A 16,430-nucleotide genomic window follows, 5' to 3' on the forward strand; every position below is an offset into this window, starting at 1 on the left:
TCACAGAAATGCATAGAATACACTATTCCATCTCGGATGTTTCGTGTTCCTTTCATTATCCGATTGTCCGGTAAGGGATGCAAGTCGGACCTGCCAAACGATAGCCGATTGTTCGTATCGATGTATCGATCCCGCCGTGCAGCCGTTAAAAGCAGCCGTGCTGCAAGCGCAACGATACCCTTCACGCCAAACGCCCCCCGCTGCAGCCAATGGCCGACGACGAGGGGCGCTACTAACTCTATCGTTACTTGTTCAACAAGCTATGAATGACCTGCGCAACCTCCGCACGGGAAGCCAACGCCTGCGGCGCGAACGTATTTCCTTCGCGTCCTTGAAGCAGGCCGGCTTTCTTCAAGCTGAGCACGTCGGCTTTCGACCAAGAGCTGAACTCGTTCTCGTCTTGGAACGTTTCACCGCTTCCGGATGGAAGCGATCGGCCGTTCAGGCGCTCCCATGCGCGCTTCAGCATGACGGCCATTTGCTCGCGGGTCAGCTTCTCGTCCGGCGAGAAGGACGTTCCGCTCGTGCCTTGCACGATGCCGGCTTCATAAGCGGCCGCAACGGCATCCGCGTACCAAGCTTGAAGCGGCACGTCGCCGAAAGGTCCGGACTTCGTCGCCTTCAGACCGAGCCCGCGAGCCAGCATAGCGGAAAATTCCGCACGCGTCACAAGCTGCTCCGGAGCGAACAAACGGTCCGTTATTCCCTGCACGACGGCTTTGGCCGCCAAATCGGAAACGACCGTGCTTGCCCAGTGGCTTTTCATATCGTCAAACGATTTGTTGATTTCGAGCACGGCATACGGGCTGAAGTGGTTCAGATCCGCCGAGAGCGACTTCCCGTCCGCGCTCCACGTACCTTCGATGCGCTCCAGGGAGCCGTCCGCCGCGATATAAAATACGCTTGTGCGCATCTTGTTCGCGCCGTCTTTTACGCTAAAGTTTACTTGCACCGGAGCGCCGAACTGCTCCAAGCGATAAGATTTATCGCCGTCCCGAACGGAAAGCGAGAAATCGTAAACGTCGCCCGCCGCGGTAATATCGGCATTTTGATGATGTCCGGAGGCCGTCAGCAGTTGCGCGGCCGCGGCTTCAGCCAGCGGTTTTGCTTCCAGCTCGATCGTTGCGTTCGGGCCTGCCTGCGTCATTCCTTTTTGCAGCTGCGTCAAAACTTGAGCGGGAATCGTCAGCGTAACGCCTGCGAATTTCACTTCGGCAACGCCGGTTCCGAGCAGTTCGCCCGCATTGACCGGCAAGGAAACCTTGCCTTCCTTCGCGGAATCGATGACCGCTTTGCCGTTCTTGCCTGCTTCTAACAGCGCCGTCACCGTTACCGGCACAGGCGGTACGGTTACCGGAGACGTAGCGGAAGGCGCCGGATCCGGCTGCGGTTGTTGCGTTACATGAACGCTTAAACCGTAGGAAGCGGTGAAACCTTCGTAAGTCGCCTGGATAACGGTGCTGCCGCTTTGCAAAGCGCGCACCAGACCGTTTGACGATACGCTTGCCACACTCGAAACCGAGCTTGTGAACGCGACGCCGGTCATTTGCTTCGCAGTCAAGTTGTTGCTGAACGTAGCCGTAACATCTACTTGGCTCTCGGAGCCTGCCGCCATGGATGTCGGTCCGCTTATCGCAATGCCGGTCAACACGACGTCCGGCTCCAATACTTGAAGCAGGTAACGCGCTGTGTAGTTAAGGTAGGCTGCCGAAATTTCCGTACTGCCGGATGCTAAGGCGGTAACCTTTCCATTCGCATCCACAGTCGCAACGTTCTTGTCGCTGCTGTCGAACGTAATGCCCGCAGTTACTACAACACGGCTGCCGTCCGAATAAACGGCATTTACGACAGCGGTTTGAACCTGTCCGGCTTTAACAGCGCTAAGTCCGTTAAGCTCGATGGATTCGACGATCGGCGTCACGCGTACCGTCAAGGTTCCGGTTTGTCCGCGGTAAGCCGCAATGACGTTCGCGACGCCAGCTTTGAGACCTTGGATCGCGCCAGCCGGGCTCACTTGCAATACCTCCGTATTGCTGGAGCTGAACGTAACCTCAGGGGTAACGACAAATGCCGAGCCGTCCGAATAAACCGCCGTTGCCACCGTTTGCGCTTGGCCGCCTTTTGGCAATTCAGCTGGACCGCTTACGGCAATACCGGCCAATACCGTTTCGTTCATATCCACGATTCGCATATTGGCGTAATAGCTGTTCAGGATCTGGCTATACGTCCAGCCCTTCCCTCCTAGCATGGAAGCGCCGTATTGGCTCATGCCAACGCCGTGTCCGTTGCCTCCGCCATAGAACGTAACGCCGGTCGGAACACCTGCTCCGTCCTTTGCGATATCGAACGTAAAAAAAGCGGAATACAGAATGCTAGGGTTCTTCAAATTGCCGGCCGGGTCGTAATCCGACGATCCTCCCTTTGCCCTGTAAGCCAGCACGTCGTTGCCCAGCGTGTACGTTTTGGTAGGACGAATCGTAAAGCGGATGTTGTATTCTTTTAAAATTTTATAAGTGCCGGTAGTGCCTTCGATGACCAGCTCGACCGCGTTGCCGCCGGCACCGCGCTTGGTCACGTACATATTTTTGAATTGGCCGATTCCTTCGGCCGGTATCGCTTTGCTTTCAAATACGCCGTACTCGTTCTTCGTCAGCACGGCTCTCGGGTCGGCAGCCTGACGAGGCTTTAGGTTGGCGTTGATCGTATTTTCCAATTCCGTCTTGGTCAAGCCGACCTTCCAGCGGAAATACAAGGATTCGGAGTCATAGCTTTTCAAAGCCAAATTTTTATAAAACGCATTTAATTGCGCTTCATCGGACGTGTCGATCGCCAAAATTTTCGTTTCGTCACTCGGATCGTATGTATAGCTTCTCGCGACTAAGTAAGGAATTGGCGTACCGGGGAACATCTGGTTCGCGTCCGTATCCGCCCACACCTCGTGCTTCGAGGCGCCATAGCCGCCGGAGGTCGAATAGAAGCGGGCATCGACAAGATCATTGCCGCTTTTCATGATTTTGCCCGATGTATCGTTAACCGCCTGCGTGGTGGTCGTATTTTCGGCACTGTTATTGTAAACCTGGCTTAGCGTGCTGTCGTCGATATGGAAGCCGCGGTCTGCGAACCGGTTGCTGTAATAATCGGTCAGCGCATACGTGCGCGCCGCGATCGCTTGCGCCCGCAAAGCTTCTAGCCCGAAGCTGGCAGGCATTTCGCTCGGCACGACCTGATACAAATATTGCTCGACGGTCACTTCGTTTACGAGCTTCATCGTAGCGCCGTCGGCGTTCAAGGAAATCTCGAACACGCCGCGGTAAAGCGGATTGCCCTGAGCCCGGGTGTAGGACATCGCTTGAATCAGCGAGTTCTCGCTGCTCGGCACGACATAGAGCCGATTCCCCGTGCTGTATATCTCTGCTCCGGCCGCCACCGACATTTGCCCTCCGGCTGCCGTAAAAGTTACAAGCTCATTCGAAGCCGCCGTCAGCTCTTTGTTCGCTTTTTTGTCCACGATTTTGAAGCCGCCCGCCGATTTGAACGAGATCGCCGAGTGGTTGAATTGCGAATAATCCGTGATGTCATTGATGTTTTTGCGGATTCCGACGCGCATCGTTTCGACCGGGGTATGGCCGTCGATGATCATTTTTTGATACCTTATTCTCTCCGTCGAACTGAAAACGGACGTTTTTGGTGCCGACCATGACCTGGCTTAGCGATTTGTTGATGACATGGCCGTTCAGATGCTGCTCGACCTTATAGCCTTCCGCCAATTGCACCGAACCGGCATTCTCAAGCTCGATCGATTGAGCGGCAACGTTCTTCGCAAGCAGCCGGTCGCTCACCGGACTGGAAGCGTTTGCAGAAGAAGCGCCTATAGGATCGCTGCCGTTCGCCATAACGCCGGGCGCCAGCTGGGCAACACATAAAGATACGGCGAGGAAAGCGGATACGACTCGACGTTTGGATAAAGCGCTTGCAAACAGTTTAAAACGCATGAGGATACTCTCTCCTTTTAATCAGATTCGCTAATCGCGACAAGCAGATTCGTGATCTCTTCCTATCGGTCCCCCTATTCCGCTAAAGTCATAGAAATCATAATTTAAAATAAAATTTTAGTCAATTATTAATTCAATAAAATAAAAATTTAAACCAGATGTTGCTTTTTGCGTAAATTGCCTAGCGATTTCCTTAAATACAGACCGGGCCGAATCGACTATTCTGTTCGTGTACGGGTTCAACCGCACAGGACAAGGGAGGAAATACGGGTGGAAAAAGTTAGAGTAGGATTTATCGGAGTAGGCGGCATTGCGGAATACCATTTGAACACGCTGAAAAAAGTCGAGCAGGCCGTCATTACGGCCGTTCATGACATTAATGCGGAAAGAGCGCAGCAGATCGCAACGACCTACGGCGCAACCGCTTACGAAACTGCAGAGCAGCTGCTCGACTCCGGACAAATCGACGCGCTATACATATGCACGCCGCCTTTCGCCAGGAACGGCATCGAGCAAGAAGCGGCCAAGCGCGGTATTCACCTGCTTTCGGAGAAGCCCGTCACGCTGAATTTGGAGGAAGCCAAAGCGAATGCCCGCGTCATTCGCGAAGCCGGCATCATCAACAGCTCCGGCTACTGTCTCCGTTATTTGGACAACGTTCAACACGCCAAAAAATATTTGGCCGGCAAGGAAATCGACATGGTGCTCGGCTACCGGATCGGCGGCATGCCCCCCGTTGCCTGGTGGCGCAAAATGGAGCTGTCCGGCGGCCAGCTGGTCGAGCAATCCACGCATCAGGTGGATTTGATCCGTTATTTGGCGGGCGATTTCGCGGAAGTACACGCAATTCACGAGCAGCGTCAAATTCAGAAGCTGCATCCGGAAGCGACGGTATACGATGTCGGCGTCTTCTCGTTCAAGATGCAGTCCGGCGCGGCAGGCAACTTCAGCAACACGTCTCTGGCCAATCATTTCGGACGCGCCGACGTGGAATTTTTCGGACGGGATTTCTATATGCAGCTCGACGGAAACGGCACGACGTTGCGAATCATCGACGATGAGCAGAACATTACGATCAAATCGAAAATGGACTTCTATCTCGAGCAAAACCGGGCATTCGTAGAAGCGGTGCGCACGAAGCGGCAGGATCTTGTGCTGTGCAGCTACGACGAAGCGGTCGCTACGCTTGAAGTGACTTTGGCGGTAAACGAATCGGCCGCTCAACACCGCTCGGTTTCCATCCCCGGCTCCGCAGCTCACGCGTAACGAAGACGCCCGGTTTTACCGTTCGAACAGTACGATATGCGATTGGATGAAGGGAGATTTCATACATGCTAAAGGGTGTTAACCAATGGTGCTTTCCGGCAGGCACGCCGCTAGAGCAGCTGTTCGCCGTCAGCCGCGAGGCCGGCTACGACGCGGTTGAATTGAACATCAATCCCGAGGGCGATGTCGGATTGACGATGGACACGACGGCCAGCGAAGCCGAAGCGATCGGCCGTCTGGCGCGGGAGAACGGCCTGCAGCTGCGCAGTATTTCGACCTCGCTCCTGTGGCGTTCGCCGCTATCCGCAGTCGATCCCGCCGTACGCGAACAAGGACGCCGCGTTGTCGTTAAGCAGCTGGAGCTGGCCGAGATCCTCGGAGCCGACACGGTGCTTGTCGTCCCGGGTGCCGTCAATGAGGAGACGTCTTACGACGTCTGCTACGACCGCAGCCGCGCGGAGCTGGAGCTGCTCGTTAGCGAGGCGGAGAAGCGCAACGTGCGCATCGGCGTGGAGAACGTGTGGAACAAGTTTCTCCTCTCCCCGCTTGAAATGAGAGATTACGTCGATCATTTCGGGTCGAAGCATGTCGGCGTATATTTCGACGCAGGCAATATTCTCGCTTACGGCTTCCCTCAGCAGTGGATCCGGATTTTGGGCGAGCGCATCTTCAAGGTTCACGTCAAAGACTTCCGCCCAGGCATCGGAACCGGCAACGGCTTCGTTCCGCTGTTGTCGGGAGACGTCAACTGGACCGCGGTTCGCGAAGCGCTGCAGGAAATCGGATACACGGATACGTTGACCGCGGAAGTCGGCATTTATAAAGAAACGCCGCTGCAAACGGTATACGATACGGCCAGACATATCGGCGTCATTATCGGTGAAGGCGCAAAATAATTCGCGCTTCATGAAAGCAGCGCACACAGGCAGGTGCCCTAAACGGGGCCCTGCCTTTTAGCTTTCGACACGCGGCTTTCGGGCTCCGACTCGCCTCGATAAGGAGGAATTATAAGCCTCTATCCCGAAGTAGAAACTCCAGGGAAAGAAAAAAAGCCACAGCATCATACGCCGGTACGTCTATCGAAAGAACGAATCCTAGTATACGGGGGAGCCAGAATCCGGTCCGTGTGAAAAGGTTCTTCCTCCCTATCAACCAAGGAGAGACATGATGATACGACCTTCGGAAACCACCTGTATACGCCCCCTGACCCAAGCCGATGCGGAAAGCATGTGGCGGCTTCGGGAGGAAAACAGGGCGTTTTGCAACCCTTCGAGCCGCTTCGGCCGGAAAGCTTCTATACGCTGGAGACCCAGCGGGAACAAATTGTACGCAGCGAGCAAGGCAGACGCAACGATGCGGAATACGTCTTCGGCGTGTTTCTCGGCGCTGGCGAAACGGAGCTGCTGGTCGGAAGGATCGCGCTGACCGGCGTAGCGCGAGGACCTTTTCAGAACGCGAATCTCGGTTATTTTCTGGGGAAGGCGTTCACCGGCAAAGGCTACGGAAAAGCCGCCGTCGGGCTGGCCGTCTCCTTCGCATTCGGCGAGATCGGATTGCACCGCGTGCAGGCTGCCGTGATGCCGTGGAATAAGCCGTCGATCGGCGCACTGGAACGGAATTCGTTCGAATACGAAAGGCTTGCCAAAAAGTATTTGCAAATTAACGGGATCTGGGAAGATCACAACATCTATGCGCTGACCGTCGAGACGTGGCGGGAAAGACCTGATAATCAGGAAGTCGGCCATTCCCCTCCATATAGGTAGCCCTGCCATGCGCTTTTTATGGGGATGCGCTGGTCATTCCTCGGTTTGCCCACCTTGGCATGACGGTCGTCGAACCCTAAATTTTGGAATATTATTTCCGGGGAAATGCTCGACCTCGCTCGAAACAAGTCGGCTCCCGCGAACGGAGTCGCCAATCCAAACGACGAAAAGAGGCGCAACATGACAATTAAAGCCGTTTTGTTCGATTTTGACGGGACGCTGGCCGATACGCTTCCACTCTGCTTCGAAAGCTTTCGCAAGCTGTTCCGGGAGTATGACGGGAGACATGTCTCGGATGAAGAGGTCGTCTCCATGTTCGGTCCGTCGGAGGCCGGGATCATCCGCATCCATTTGGCGAAGAAGGAAGGCGTCGACCAAGCGATCGAGGATTTTTACGCGTCTTACGAGGAGCTTCATACGGAAATGGTCAAGCCGCACCGGGAAATCGCGGAGCTGCTCCAACAGCTGAAAGCAAGCGGCATCAAGCTAGGCATCGTGACCGGCAAAGCGCGCAGAAGCCTCGACATTTCCCTCAGGCTGCTGGAGCTGACGGACTTATTCGACGTCTCGATCACGGGTGATGACGTAACGGAACCGAAGCCTGCCCCGGAAGGCGTTCTGAAGGCTCTCTCGATGCTAGGAGCCGGCCAAGACGAAGCCGTCTTCGTCGGGGACAGCGACGCTGACATCGCAGCCGGCCGCAGCGCAGGCGTCACGGTCATCGGCGTCCGCTGGCTGGACGTCGTCCAGTCCCCGGTCTTCGCGTTCGAGCCCGATGCAACGGTCTCGAACGCGGAGGAATTCCGGCGCTATTTGGCTGCTTTCCCGCAAGCATGAGCGACGGAAATTGAACCGGAGGACATGCGTGAACATGGCGGAAGATAAGAGGAAGCATAGCAGAGGATACGTGGAAACGTATCAGAAGAGTGGAAGCATAACGGAAGATACGTGGAAACGTGCCGTCTCTAGACGGCATGTTTTGCTATTGAAGCGTCGTCGTTCGCCGTTCGCGGCAGTTCGTTTTCTATCCCCTTCATCGGCTAATTGCGGCTAATTTATCAGGGCAACCGAGCAACAGAGCGATCATATAAAGGAAACCTATGCTAGTAAGAGTAGCACAACATATAATGTTTGGACTTAACTAAGGATAAATCCAAATAGTGAATCCAAGTTCACTAATAATGAATCAAACTTCACTATTTTGGCGCCAACGTCTGCTTTTCTAGCAAATAATGAACTAGACGTCACTAATTTGCCGTTTCCTTCACTAATAGTGAACTTTACTTCACTAAACCTCTATGCCTTCCCTTTATCCGGAACTTTAGCATTCCTGTAGATGCTAAGAAATCGGCTTTGTAAAGCACGAGCACCCTCTGTATAGTAGATCATGTCACGGGCAGTGACTAACAGATCCACATGGGAGGGTGCTCTACTATGAAGTTTAAACAAAGAGACGTACAAAATCAACGGATTGAACGAATTTCTACGAATCATCTCATTATCGGTATCGACATTGCCAAGGAGCGGCATGTGGCTCGTGCCGTTACTTACCGTGGATTAGAGATAGGCCGACCTGTCACGTTCGAGAATCAAGGAGAGGGCTTTGGGAAACTTTTACGATGGATCGGACAACTCCAACAACAGAAAGGCCTCTCCTCACTCATCATCGGCCTTGAACCGACCGGACATTATTGGTTCAGCTTGGCCGATTGGTTGATGGACCTTGGCCATGAGGTCGTTCTCGTTAACCCCCTGACCACAAAACGTAACAAGGAAAACCGAGATAACAGCCAATCCAAGAACGACATCAAAGACGCGCTGGTCATTGCCGATGCCGTAAGCCGTGGATATTACACCACTTACAATCGGCACGCAGCCATCTATCGGCGGTTGCGCATGGTAATGAACGACCGCGAATACTGGGTCAAGCAACTGACAAGCTTGAAGGGCCGACTTCACCGCTGGCTGGATATTCACTTTCCTGAGTACAGACTGGTATTTTCCGACTGGGAGATTGCGCGGTCAGTCGCCACGCTGAAGGCTTTCCCGCTGCCCGAAGATATCGCACCGATGACAGCTGAGCAGATGATTACCGGCTGGAAGGAAGAAGGCGGCATGAAGCGTGCAGGCGGGAAGACAGGACTAGAAACGGCCGCCAGGCTCCTCGCTGTAGCCCGTAGTTCTGTTGGGAGTAAGGTTGGATGTGAAGAAGCGCGTAAAGAAATTGCGCGGCTTGTAGAGGACTATGAACGGTTAACCGAAAGGCTAAAGGAGATGGAGCATGAGCTCGACATCCTACTTGCCCAGGTACCGGATGTGGTGAACCTACTTCGCACCATAAAGGGGCTGAGCACGCTGTTCATAGCCGCTTTATTGGCCGGATGCGGAGAGATAAGCAAGTATGCACATGGACAACAGATCCTTTCCCAAGCGGGTCTCAACTTAACGGATAACAGCTCGGGGAAATACGAAGGCAAAGTAGGAATCTCAAAACGAGGCAGGCGACAGCTGCGCAAATATCTGTATTTGGGAACCTTGTCCTTGATTACAAATAACCCGCAGTTTAAACGGTGGCACGAGCAAAACGTAAAAGAAAAGAAGATGAAAAAGCATCGCTCCGTCTTTAAACTGATCGGTAAACTAACACGGATCATGATAGGTATGGTAAAACGAGGGGAAGCCTTTCGGGCGAACGATGTACAAGAGGCTGCAGCCTAGGAGGCTCCCACTTGGGCAACATGTTTCACAAGAGGAAAGTAGCATGGGAACACAAAGGTTAGCGTACGTATTTTGGCTCATTCGCAGGATGGAAAACACATAAGCACGGAGTACCGAATGTGGGTTCACAAAGGGCACTGACCCGTTACACTAGCATTTCGGCCTCCACCTCTTGGATAGGTATAACGAAGGAATGTAAGGGCGAAGACCCGTTGAGAATTGGGAGGGTAAACCACCAAGACGATTGTGGAGTATACGTGCATCATAACGGAAATGATTGGGGATTGAGGCCTTTCCTCTATTCCCGCATACCCAAAATGATGCTCCCAACGGGTCAGGTCCTTGCCTCTACGGAAAGCCTGCTTCAAAGAATGGTGAAATCCTGCGAATGAGCGAGTATTCGTGAGATAATCACTACGAACAGAGGGAGTGAACTTAGGTTCAGTAATAGTGAGCCCAGCTTCACTATTGTTTTTAACTTAGGAGGGTTTGCCCGAGACGTCTACTTTCGCTTTCGATTCTCCCAATTGGGGGTTTGCGAAAGACGCTACTTTCACTTTAGATCCCTCCTACGTGGCCTTACCCGAGACGTCTACTTTCACTTTCGATTCTTCCTAGGAACTTTATGGGAGAACATGCTCCGGACACCGTACGCAAATGCGTTCCGCTTAACACCGGCGCTAAATCGCCTTTAGCCGCCGCGAAGCTTGCGTAAATACGCCTCATAGTCGGCCGGCGCGTTCCAATTCTCGAAGCAGCCGCTGCCGTCCGGCTCTACATATACGGCTTGCAGCTCCGCATAAAAAGCTTGCAGTCGCAAACGGTCATCACGCAAGCACGCTTCCGCCGTTTGGGCGACCCGCTTATGGTAAAAAGCATGAAAAGGCTGTCCCGCGCATAAGACGGCGCCTACGCTTCCGTCCAGCCGTTCGACCATCTCCCGGTATAACGGGACGGACACATGCGGCATATCGCATGCCATGATGAAGCCGTAGCCGGCTTCCGGGATGGCCGACAAGCCGGCGTGAATGCCCGCAAGAGGTCCTTTCCCCGGGTAGCGGTCTTCCGCAAAGCGGATCCGGCTGTCCGTGTCGGCTGAGAGCACATCCGCATAGCGTCGCTCCTGCAGGCTCGCGACAACTACGGTGACATCTGCGCACAAGGCAAGCAGGTTGTCGCAAATATGCCGGATGAGCGGTTTGCCTTCAACAGGCAGCAGCGCCTTATCAGTGCCCATCCGCGAACTGCGCCCGCCGGCCAATAATATACCGTGAATCATCGCCGCTCCCCTCTCTGTTGTCCGTTCGTGTGGACGATAGCGAGCAGCAAGCGAGATATTCCGTCAACATCGTCGATCAAGAAGCGCGGCACCTTTGCCTGTTCAATGGTAGCGCCCCCTTCCGCATCCTCTCTCTCATACCAACAGACGGCGGCAAGCGGACGGGAAACCGCATCCAGCAGCTCCAGATGCGCGGGTTCTTTGAGCAGGACGATTTTCGGATAATGCTCCGCCTTAAAGCCCTCAACCAAAATAACGTCCGCCTCGCGCATCCGGTCGATCAGCTCCTGCAGCTCCGCCGGACCGCTGCGGATCATCGCCGTTTGATAAGCCGACGTTATGGCCACCATATCCGCACCGGCCGCTCTTTGCTTCCACGTATCGGTGCCCGGCGTATCCATGCGGAAATCGTGCCCGTCATGTTTAATCGTACCGACTCGGTAACCGCCGGCTTTGAACGCTTCGATCAACCGGCAGATCAGTGTCGTTTTGCCGGTATTTTTGTACCCGACTACTTGAAACACGCAGGGACCGCTCACCTCCATCACTCCCATCCGTTTATCGCCGTTCGAATTATCGCCTTGATTGCTGCGAAAAATCATTGTCTGCATACGCTTTCTTTGTTAAGATTAGCATAAATCAGCCATAAAATAACCTTGGACATGACGCCGGGCGCTCGCGCATACCAATAAAGGCGATCTCTTTTTCGGATTGCCGGCCCAATACGGACGCTTCAGCACAGCTTTGCGATACTCGATTGACACGGAATAGCGCAACCTGTTACCGGTTAAACGAACGCGCAAACAATGAATAAACCGGCGGAGTTGAGAACGATATGAACAAAACGGAAGCCGAGTTCAGCAACATCGTCAAGGCGTTTCGCAAGCGGCATATGGGCAAAGGCCCCCGCGAAATCCGAACGACGTTCTGCAAAAACTGGGCGATCTGCGAAATATCCGGTAACTTGTCGCCCGTCGAGAAATTCATTTCGACATCGGACGACGGCAAGCATATTTTACGGCAGGCCCGCACTCAAATGGTGAAGGACATGTATCGCAACCATCCGCCTGTCGAGCTGGAGGAGCTGCTGGGCGCGAAATTCCTCGATCTGTACGTCGATATCGACATCGATAAAGACTTCGGCATGTCCGTTTTCGTATTCGATCAGGACATTGCGCATAAATTCGGCGGGAACGAAGCCGGCCCCGTTAAAGGACACTAGACGCAAAAAGCATAGAAGCCGTTGGCGCTTGGCAGCGAACCTGCCGGAGACGAACGCTGTGAAATGACGTTAGCATGTGAAACCGTCATATCGCGGCGTTTTTTAATTCCATACTCCCGAAAGACGAAAGAGGTGCTACGAATGGGCAACACGAAACATAGCGGGCCGATCAAGCTGCCCTCCCGCCCCGATCCGCGCTTGTGGGTGAGCAAGGTTCCTTTCGGTCTCGGCAAAATCAAGCCGCATCATATTCGCGATACGATGAAGGTGGTCTGGGAAAACCGCGACAGCCTCCCGTACGCTTACCGGATTTTGACACAGGGCGTCTGCGACGGTTGCGCGCTCGGCGTGTCCGGTTTGTACGACCGGACGCTTGAAGGCCCGCATCTCTGCACGACGCGGCTGAACGTGCTGCGCCTGAATACGATGCCGGCGATCGCGCCGGAAACACTCCATGCCGATATCGGCGAGCTCCGCAAGATGGACAGCTCCGAGCTGCGCAAGCTGGGGCGCATCCCCTATCCGCTCATCCGCCGAAAGGGAGAAGAGCGCTTTAGCCGCATCTCTTGGGACGAAGCGCTCGATCTGGTCGCGGACAAAATACGCCGCATCCGGCCGAAGCAGCTGGCCTTCTATTTGACGGCGCGCGGCATCACGAACGAATCGTATTACGCGGCCGGCAAAGTGGCGAGACTTCTCGGGACGAACAATATCGACAATGCGTCCCGTATCTGCCATTCGCCTTCCAAGACCGCGCTGAAGCGTTCGCTCGGCATCGGCGCTTCCAGCTGCAGCTACAAGGATTGGATCGGTACCGACGTGCTCATTTTTTGGGGCAGCGTCGCGGCCAATAACCAGCCGGTCTCCACGAAATATATGTATGCCGCCAAACGCAAAGGCACCAAAATTATCGTCATCAACCCCTATCACGAACCTTCGATGGACAGCTACTGGGTGCCGTCGATCCCGGAATCGGCCTTGTTCGGCACGAAGATCGCGGATGACTTTTACCAGGTTAACATCGGCGGCGATATCGCTTTTATGAACGGCATCATGAAGCACTGGTTCGACATGGAGGACAAACAGCGGGGATCGGCAATCGACAGACGCTTTGTCGAAGCGCATACGACCGGGCTTGCGGCAATCGAAGCGCACATCAGAAGTCAGGATTGGAGCCTGCTGGAACGATCCTCCGGTCTGACCAAGGCGCGTATGCGCGAATTCGCGGAGCTTTTGGCCGGAGCGAAATCCGCCGTTTTCGTCTGGAGCATGGGACTGACACAGCACCGCTTCGGGACCGACAATATTTCGCAGGTCGCCAATCTGGCGATGCTGCGCGGATTTCTCGGGCGCGAGTATTGCGGGGTCATGCCGATTCGCGGCCACAGCGGCGTGCAGGGCTCGGGCGAAATGGGCGCCGACCCGTTCAGCCTGCCCGGCGGCGACTTCAAAGAAGACGATATCCGCAGAATCGAGCGGCTTTGGGGCTTTCCCCTGCCCCGCTGGCAGGGCGATATCGTCGGCGTGACGCTGGAGAATGCCGTACTGCCGGAAGAGCACGAACGGAAGCTGAAGCTGTTCTATACGTCGGGCGGCAACTTTCTCGAAACGATGCCCGATCCTGCGTTTATTGGACGCTGCCTGGAATCGGTCGACATTCGCGTCCATCAGGACATCATCCTCAACACCTCCACGCTGGCGGATGCTCAGGAGGCGGTCGTCGTGCTGCCGGCGATGACCCGCTACGAGCAGCCGGGAGGCGGAACGTCGACGTCGACGGAGCGGATGGTCTACTTCTCGCCCGAAATCGAGGGAAGGCGCATGGGGGAAGCCCGCGCCGAATGGAGCATCTACGCCGACCTCGCCGGGCGCGTAAAGCCCGGGCACAAAGCGCTGGACAGTCTGGCCAGCGCGCAGGCGATTCGCGAGGAAATCGCGAAAGCCGCTCCCTATTACGACGGCGTGCAGCATTTGCGGCAAAAGGGCGACGTTTTCCAATGGGGCAACGCCTATCTGTGCGAGGGCGGCGCGTGCCCGACTTCCGACGGCCGCGGCAGGCTGCTGCCGATCGAGCTGCCGGAGCTGCGGAAGCCGGAAGGGCATTTCTACGTCACGACGCGCAGGGGCAAGCAGTTCAATTCGATGGTGTACAGCAGCACCGATCCTTTTAACGCCGCAGACCGGTTCGACGTGCTCGTTCACAAGAACGACGCCCGCACGCTCGGCATTCGCGAAGGCGACGCCATCGTCGCCTATAACCGGCACGGCTACTTCTACGGGCGAGCCAAATTCGATATGATCCGCGAAGGCAATATCGCCGTCTATTGGCCGGAGGGCAACGCCCTTCTGCCCAAGGGCGTCTACGAGCCGTTTGCCGGCATTCCCGAATACAACGCGGCGGTCATCGTCGAGAAAGCGGAAACGTTCCACGCCTTCAAGGACACGAAGTACGTAGAGCGGCGAATCGCCGAGCTGGAAACCGAAATCGAGTAGCTTTCGACAGCGTCTGTTGCCCATGTATGTCGAGAGAAATAAGCGGGAAGAAGAACGTGCGATGACAAGCTGGGCGAAGTTGAGAGAAGCTAGATGAACGTCTGACGGATGAAACCTTCGGATATACAACCATAAATAAATGCCTTATACCACACCGGCTCTAGGTCTGGCTCTAGCTCTGGCTCTGGCTCTGGCTCTGGCTCTGGCTCTGGCTCTGGCTCTGGCTCTGGCTCTGGCTCTGGCTCTGGCTCTGGCTCTGGCTCTGGCTCTGGCTCTGGCTCTGGCTCTGGCTCTGGCTCTGGCTCTGGCTCTGGCTCTGGCTCTGGCTCTGGCTCTGGCTCTGGCCTGGCTCTGGCTCTAGCCTGGCTCTGGCCTCTAGCTATAGCTATAGCTCCGGCTCTGGCTTGGCACCGGCACACCGGCACCGTAATGCCGATCGTCTAAGAGTCCCTAGGGACTCTTAATTGGTCCCCTTCCCTCATTTGGGCACATTTAGAAGACGCCAAAGACTTCTAATTCCGGCTATCCGCCCCAAAATCGCTCTACACAGCCAATTAGAAGTCCCTAGAGACTTCTATATTCACAAGATCAGGGGTAACTGACGGATTAAGCGTCTTTAGCGTCGTCTAAACTCCTGTTCTGCGAGCAGTATTCAGCCTGCGCAAACAGAGCGCCCAATACATTTCCCATTATTTCCCAAAGTTTCGGGTTGCCTTCTATCAAAAAAAATGCCGCCCACGAATCGTGAGCGGCATGTTCTATTTCAACCAAACGGTCCCTCCGTGAACCGGCTCGAGCAGCCTGTCGGGATCGAGCAAGCGGCGCCCCCACTCGGTGTAAAGCCGGTTGAGGGCTTCCTTCGGCGTATCGTCGGCCAGCCGGAACGCCCCGTAATGCATCGGGATCATATAATGGCCTCCCGTATCCACGAACGCCTGCACCGCCTCTTCCGGACTGACGTGCTGCAGCTTCATGAACCATTCCGGCTCGTACGCGCCGATCGGCATCAGGACGTAATCCGGCTTATATTTCGCGCCAATTTGGGCGAAGCCGCCAAAATATCCGCTATCCCCCGCAAAATAGACGGTGCGGCTTCCATCCCGCAGAACCCAGCCTCCCCAATGCGAGGAGTTCGTATCCCAAGGGGTACGTCTCGTCCAATGCTGAGCCGGCACGAACGTAAACGTTACGCTCCCTTCCTGCATGTCCTCCCACCAAGCGAGCTCCTGCACGCGGGAGAATCCTTTCCTTCGCATTTTACCGGCCAAACCGTGCGGCACCAGCACAAGCGGCTGCCCCTTGGCGCGAATCCGGCGAAGCGTCGGAAAATCGAGATGATCGTAATGGCCGTGCGAGATCAGCACGACATCGATCGGCGGCAGCTTCTCCAGCGGTACGCCGGGTGCCGCAAGCCGTTTCATGAATCCCATGCTTTCCGCCCATACCGGATCGGTTGCGATCCATAGACCGCCGAGCCGCATCAAAAAGGTCGAATGTCCGATCCACGTGACGGTCGGCTCGTCCCCGGCAGCGAGCATGCGTTCGATCTCTTCGCTTGGCGCCTGCGGCACGACGAAGGACAAATCCTTCCGCTTCGCCTTCCGTTCCTTGCGCCATTGCAGCATATCACCCAGCGTGTTCATCCGCTCGACACCGCCCATATTCGCATAGCGGTAGCGTTGTTTCGACATGACGTT

Annotated in this window: 12 protein-coding genes; 7 read left to right on the forward strand and 5 right to left on the reverse strand. The window is 55.2% G+C overall.

The features are described 5' to 3' along the window. Nucleotides 1–244: 244 nt before the first annotated feature. Both ACKGJP_RS33090 and ACKGJP_RS33095 read right to left on the reverse strand, forming a co-directional pair. Complete coding sequence (locus ACKGJP_RS33090; RefSeq protein ID WP_409342985.1) at nucleotides 245–3,640, reverse strand: SpoIID/LytB domain-containing protein; 3,396 nt, start codon at nucleotides 3,638–3,640, stop codon at nucleotides 245–247. Further along, nucleotides 3,576–3,992, reverse strand: a complete 417-nt coding sequence (locus ACKGJP_RS33095) for a hypothetical protein (RefSeq protein ID WP_409342986.1) — start codon at nucleotides 3,990–3,992, stop codon at nucleotides 3,576–3,578. The genes ACKGJP_RS33090 and ACKGJP_RS33095 overlap by 65 nt, the downstream gene beginning before the upstream one ends. A gap of 270 nt (nucleotides 3,993–4,262) precedes the next feature. Here ACKGJP_RS33095 and ACKGJP_RS33100 point away from each other — a divergent pair, with 270 nt between their 5' ends. The 5 genes from ACKGJP_RS33100 (at nucleotide 4,263) to ACKGJP_RS33120 (ending at nucleotide 9,739) form a co-directional block, all read left to right on the forward strand. Beyond that, nucleotides 4,263–5,258 (forward strand): Gfo/Idh/MocA family protein, encoded by a 996-nt coding sequence (locus tag ACKGJP_RS33100; RefSeq protein ID WP_409342987.1) that lies wholly within the window; start codon nucleotides 4,263–4,265, stop codon nucleotides 5,256–5,258. A 65-nt stretch (nucleotides 5,259–5,323) separates the two neighbouring features. Continuing rightward, complete coding sequence (locus tag ACKGJP_RS33105; protein ID WP_409342988.1) at nucleotides 5,324–6,154, forward strand: sugar phosphate isomerase/epimerase family protein; 831 nt, start codon at nucleotides 5,324–5,326, stop codon at nucleotides 6,152–6,154. A gap of 363 nt (nucleotides 6,155–6,517) precedes the next feature. Continuing rightward, a complete protein-coding gene (locus ACKGJP_RS33110; RefSeq protein ID WP_409342989.1) occupies nucleotides 6,518–7,021 on the forward strand; it encodes a GNAT family N-acetyltransferase in 504 nt (167 codons plus the stop codon). Between the two features lie 180 nt (nucleotides 7,022–7,201). Beyond that, nucleotides 7,202–7,858 (forward strand): HAD family hydrolase, encoded by a 657-nt coding sequence (locus tag ACKGJP_RS33115; protein ID WP_409342990.1) that lies wholly within the window; start codon nucleotides 7,202–7,204, stop codon nucleotides 7,856–7,858. A gap of 597 nt (nucleotides 7,859–8,455) precedes the next feature. Further along, nucleotides 8,456–9,739, forward strand: a complete 1,284-nt coding sequence (locus tag ACKGJP_RS33120; protein ID WP_409342688.1) for an IS110 family transposase — start codon at nucleotides 8,456–8,458, stop codon at nucleotides 9,737–9,739. A 691-nt stretch (nucleotides 9,740–10,430) separates the two neighbouring features. Here the strand turns inward: ACKGJP_RS33120 and ACKGJP_RS33125 are convergent. Next, the gene (locus tag ACKGJP_RS33125) at nucleotides 10,431–11,018 is read right to left on the reverse strand and encodes a molybdenum cofactor guanylyltransferase (RefSeq protein WP_409342991.1); all 588 of its coding nucleotides are present in this window, start codon (nucleotides 11,016–11,018) and stop codon (nucleotides 10,431–10,433) included. Further along, nucleotides 11,015–11,620, reverse strand: a complete 606-nt coding sequence (mobB, locus tag ACKGJP_RS33130) for a molybdopterin-guanine dinucleotide biosynthesis protein B (protein ID WP_409342992.1) — start codon at nucleotides 11,618–11,620, stop codon at nucleotides 11,015–11,017. Before mobB ends, ACKGJP_RS33125 begins: the two co-directional genes overlap by 4 nt. 233 nt (nucleotides 11,621–11,853) lie before the next feature. Here mobB and ACKGJP_RS33135 point away from each other — a divergent pair, with 233 nt between their 5' ends. Together ACKGJP_RS33135 and ACKGJP_RS33140 are read left to right on the forward strand one after the other, a co-directional pair. After that, on the forward strand, nucleotides 11,854–12,240 hold the full coding sequence (locus tag ACKGJP_RS33135) for a DUF2294 domain-containing protein (RefSeq protein WP_409342993.1): 387 nt from the start codon (nucleotides 11,854–11,856) through the stop codon (nucleotides 12,238–12,240). 141 nt (nucleotides 12,241–12,381) lie between these two features. Beyond that, nucleotides 12,382–14,733, forward strand: coding sequence for an FdhF/YdeP family oxidoreductase (locus ACKGJP_RS33140; RefSeq protein WP_409342994.1), 2,352 nt, complete (start codon nucleotides 12,382–12,384; stop codon nucleotides 14,731–14,733). A 758-nt stretch (nucleotides 14,734–15,491) separates the two neighbouring features. Here ACKGJP_RS33140 and ACKGJP_RS33145 read toward each other — a convergent pair. Further along, complete coding sequence (locus ACKGJP_RS33145) at nucleotides 15,492–16,424, reverse strand: MBL fold metallo-hydrolase (RefSeq protein WP_409342995.1); 933 nt, start codon at nucleotides 16,422–16,424, stop codon at nucleotides 15,492–15,494. Between the last annotated feature and the right edge of the window lie 6 nt (nucleotides 16,425–16,430).

It is taken from the genome of Paenibacillus litoralis (assembly GCF_046244365.1).
In the GTDB taxonomy this organism is placed as follows: Bacteria; Bacillota; Bacilli; order Paenibacillales; family NBRC-103111; genus Paenibacillus_V.